The following is a 4309-nucleotide window of genomic DNA, read 5'->3' as shown; positions in this document are numbered from 1 at the left end:
AAAAGGATTTGCCCTCATCCCCCAACCCCTTCTCCCAAATCTGGGAGAAGGGGAGCCAGAATTTCAAAGTCCCTCTCCCATATCTGGGAGAGGGATTTAAGGTGAGGGCGAAAACTACGGTTCTCAGCTTAGATGAGGTTTACATAGGATGAGCAAGACTAATTTTCATGCAATGAGTCAGAAACAGTTACATGATTACGTTCTTGCTCATCGGGAAGATCAGGAAGCCTTCTACGCTTATGTGGATAAGCTGCATATCGAAGGTAATTGGATTGAAATGCCACCATTACAGTCAGAAGAGGATTTAAAAAATTATCCTAAGTTCATTGAGCGTATTCGCAGCAGTTCTGAGCCACGAGATGGAGCCGATTAACCCTGTATTGCAGTTACAATACTCTCTGGGCTATCCTCAGTTTGGCCGAGCGCGATCGCGGATTATTACTAATTTCCTCTTCTTGAGCAATAATCGGCTTTTTTGTCAACACCTTTAATAAAGGTGAATTTCTTAAACCATGCTTCACCGGGCGGTCTTCCAAACTGTGAAAACTGATAATCGCAATTCTGCCACCAGGGACTAGGGCATTTGGGGCTTTATCTAGAAAGGTTTCGAGGGATTTTAACTCATCGTTGACGACAATTCGCAGAGCTTGAAAAACACGGGTAGCGGGGTGAATTCTACCATAACGGTATTTCGGGGGAACTGAAGAAGCGATCGCTTCAGCCAACTCAACAGTCGTCTGTAATGGTCGCCGTTCAACAATACGTCTAGCAATGCGCCGCGATAATCTCTCCTCACCGTACTTAAAGAAAATATCTGCTAAATCTGCTTCATTCCAATTATTAATCACATCAGCAGCAGTTAGCGATCGCCCTCGATCCATTCGCATATCCAAATTTGCAGCTTGGCGAAAGCTAAAACCCCGTTCCGGCTCATCTAAATGGTAAGAACTGACCCCCAAATCGGCTAAAATACCGTCAAAAGTATTAGGGGTAAACTCGTGTTCAGAAAAATTGCTATGTATAAATTGTATGCGATCGCTATATTTAGCTAAATTTTTCTGCGCTGCTGCTAAAGCATCTTCATCTTGGTCAATAGCCGTTACCCGCACATCCGCCGCCGCTTGTAAGATTAGGCGACTGTGACCGCCACCACCTACCGTCACATCTAAATAATGCCCGCCCGGACGCACCGCCAAACCCTCAATTACTTCCCGACCCAAAACGGGAATATGGGAAAAATTCTGCGCTTCAAGTCCCTGATATCCAGCTTCCATATAATAATTGAAGAAGTGCAACAAAATGAAACATCAAATAAAGTCCCTCCTCTGTCACCCCCTCTCCAACATACCCCTGTATGGGCAATACATGTAGACGCTCTCAAGGCAGTTTTCCTCAAAATATTGCTCCTGCAAGCTTAATTTTGGCTTGGCAGACAAGATAAATTGGGTCTAGTTGGCATCTGCGCGGTAGAATTCAATATTTTCACGAACGGAGAACACGAAATCTATGACCAGACTAGAAACCCGCACTGAACCAATGCTGCTAAACATGGGGCCACAACACCCCTCAATGCACGGGGTTCTGCGGCTAATTGTCACCCTGGATGGCGAGGATGTGGTTGACTGTGAACCGGTTATCGGCTACCTGCACCGGGGAATGGAAAAAATTGCTGAGAACCGCACTAATGTAATGTACGTCCCCTACGTCAGTCGCTGGGACTACGCGGCGGGAATGTTCAATGAAGCCGTCACTGTTAACGCCCCAGAACAGCTTGCAGGTGTCGCTGTCCCCAAACGCGCTAGCTACATCCGCGTCATCATGCTGGAGTTGAACCGCATCGCTAACCATTTGCTGTGGTTTGGCCCCTTCCTCGCTGACGTGGGCGCTCAAACTCCCTTCTTCTACCAGTTCCGGGAACGGGAGATGATTTATGATTTGTGGGAAGCCGCTACAGGCTATCGGATGGTGAATCACAACTACTTCCGCGTTGGTGGGGTAGCAGTCGATTTGCCTTACGGTTGGGTAGATAAGTGTCTGGAATTCTGCGACCACTTAATACCAAAAGTTGATGAGTACGAACGCTTAGTAACCGATAACCCCATCTTCCGGCGACGTGTTGAGGGTATTGGTACTATCACCCGTGAAGAAGCAATTAACTGGGGACTTTCTGGGCCAATGTTACGCGCATCTGGCGTGCAATGGGATTTGCGGAAAGTTGACCATTACGAATGCTATGACGATTTCGACTGGGATGTGCAGTGGGAAACTGCCGGTGATTGCTTTGCCCGTTACGTAGTGCGGATGCGGGAAATGCGCGAATCTGTGAAGATTATTCGCCAAGCAATTAAAGGACTTCCTGGCGGCCCTTACGAAAATCTGGAAGCTAAACGTTTAGCCGCAGGGAAAAAATCAGAGTGGGACGCATTTGATTATCAATACATTGGCAAAAAAGTTTCCCCTACCTTCAAGATTCCCAAAGGTGAAATCTACTCTCGTGTAGAAAGTGGTAAAGGTGAATTGGGAATTTATTTGGTTGGCGATGATAATGTTTTCCCCTTACGCTGGAAGATTCGCGCCGCCGACTTCAATAACCTTCAAATTGTGCCACATTTACTGCGTGGAATGAAGGTTGCAGATATTGTGGTCATCCTCGGCAGTGTTGACATAATCATGGGGTCTGTGGATAGGTAGATAATATCTATCTAAGTACTTTTTAGAGCAGTTGTATGACAGTGCAACTGCTCTATTTTTTTTAGGATTGGGTAAATACTGGCGTCAAAACCTTACCCCCAACCCCTCTCCTTATTAAGGCTACCGTCTACACACAGGTCCCTCTTACACCATTTCAGACAAACCCTGATACATATAGATTTCTCGTAGGGGCACAGCAATGCTGTGCCCCTACCAAGGTATTTGTATCATTATTATTAAAGTGAAACGGTATTACACACGATTTACGGTTTATCGAATAGCCCCAAGAAACCTCACCCTGGTTCTGCTACACAAAACCTGTCCCTCTCCGCGAGTTCGGAGAGGGAAAGATTTACCCTTGGGTAAAGCGAGGGTGAGGTTTTCATTTGTGGGTTTTAGAGTGAGATGCTCCCAATAGATTCTAAGGGCGGTTAGTTAAGAATATTCGTAGGTTGGGTTGAGGAACACCTTTTATTTACGATTAAAAAATTGTGGCTGCACAAAGTAAGTCGGCGCTCAAATAAATCAATAACTTTCGGTAATATTGCTCAACCTTAATCAAAGATAAAGAATTTATAAAGGTATAAAAAGCATGGCTAAAAATTTAACTCGTATAAATAAATAGGGTTTCTTAAAGTCTGCGCTGGCGGATTTTATTTTTAGAGCGTCCCACATTTAACAAAAAGCGATCGCTACTTCAACGATATTGTACAACGCGCTGCCAAACTCATCTGCACGACACCAGAATTTGACGAACTCGCGCAAGAAATCGGTCTAGTTTCGCATTAATAAGGCGTTACCGATGATACAGAACGCGCTAAGTTACGCGCTGAACTCGATGGGATGGTCGCACACCTTTACGGGTTAACTGAAGATGAATTTAGTTACATCCTGACTACTTTTCCGATTGTGAATGCAACTGTTAAAGAACCAGCATTGTCAGCTTATCGTAACTTTGCGCCAATGTTTGGAGTCTCAGAAATATTAGCATCTGTCGAATAGCGGAAGAAACCTCACCCTGGTTATGCTATGCATAACCTGTCCCTCTCCTTAGTAAGGAGAGGGACGGGGAGGGGAGGGATGTTTTGTACGACAGGGTTAGGGTAAAATGAATTGTTGGTATAAATGGAAGAATGTATTTATATAAGGTCTGATAAATTAGTATATAAATTTAGCAGTATTTACTTAGTTATAATTTTAGAACTGTGCAAATTCATTCTCACTCAGATTTTAACCAGAGCCGCGGTCGCCACGAACAGGGTTTGCAACAATTGCTCGATCGCCTTGTCAGAACAATGCAACGCGATGAGTTAGTCCGGGAAACAACGAATCAACTCCGAGAATCGCTTCAGGTTAATCGGGTGGTGTTGTATTATTTTTATGGACGGTGGCAAGGACAGGTGACTTTTGAATCTTTGAGTTCTAAAGAATTCTCAATACTTGGTTCCACTGGGCCAGATGATTGTTTTAATAATCAGTATGCTGCTTTATACTTGGCAGGACGGGTAAGAGCGATCGCTGATATTCAATTAGAGCCAATCGAGTCTTGTCACCGAGATTTTCTCAGCAATATGCAAGTTCGCGCCAACTTAGTTGTACCAATTTTGATTCCTAGAGG

General features: G+C 44.6%; 5 protein-coding genes. 4 read left to right on the top strand and 1 reads right to left on the bottom strand.

The window, feature by feature from the left end; translation table 11 throughout:
- Positions 1 to 148: 148 nt before the first annotated feature.
- On the top strand, positions 149 to 373 hold the full coding sequence (locus ACYTXL_RS32755) for a DUF6887 family protein (RefSeq protein WP_461928236.1): 225 nt from the start codon (positions 149 to 151) through the stop codon (positions 371 to 373).
- A 13-nt stretch (positions 374 to 386) separates the two neighbouring features.
- Here ACYTXL_RS32755 and rsmH read toward each other — a convergent pair whose 3' ends face one another.
- Entirely contained in the window at positions 387 to 1274 is an 888-nt protein-coding gene (rsmH, locus tag ACYTXL_RS32750; RefSeq protein WP_461928235.1) for a 16S rRNA (cytosine(1402)-N(4))-methyltransferase RsmH, read from the bottom strand.
- A gap of 232 nt (positions 1275 to 1506) precedes the next feature.
- Between rsmH and ACYTXL_RS32745 the strand changes: the two genes are divergently transcribed.
- The 3 genes from ACYTXL_RS32745 to ACYTXL_RS32735 form a co-directional block, all read left to right on the top strand.
- Positions 1507 to 2691, top strand: coding sequence for an NAD(P)H-quinone oxidoreductase subunit H (locus ACYTXL_RS32745; protein WP_461928234.1), 1185 nt, complete (start codon positions 1507 to 1509; stop codon positions 2689 to 2691).
- Between the two features lie 843 nt (positions 2692 to 3534).
- A complete protein-coding gene (locus ACYTXL_RS32740; protein ID WP_461928233.1) occupies positions 3535 to 3693 on the top strand; it encodes a hypothetical protein in 159 nt (52 codons plus the stop codon).
- 203 nt (positions 3694 to 3896) lie between these two features.
- The coding region (locus tag ACYTXL_RS32735) for a GAF domain-containing protein (protein ID WP_461928232.1) at positions 3897 to 4309 on the top strand (413 nt) is incomplete at its 3' end.

Source organism: Nostoc sp. (assembly GCF_054880495.1).
Note: the sequence above shows the minus strand (reverse complement) of the source record. Positions and strands in the feature narration are given on the sequence as shown.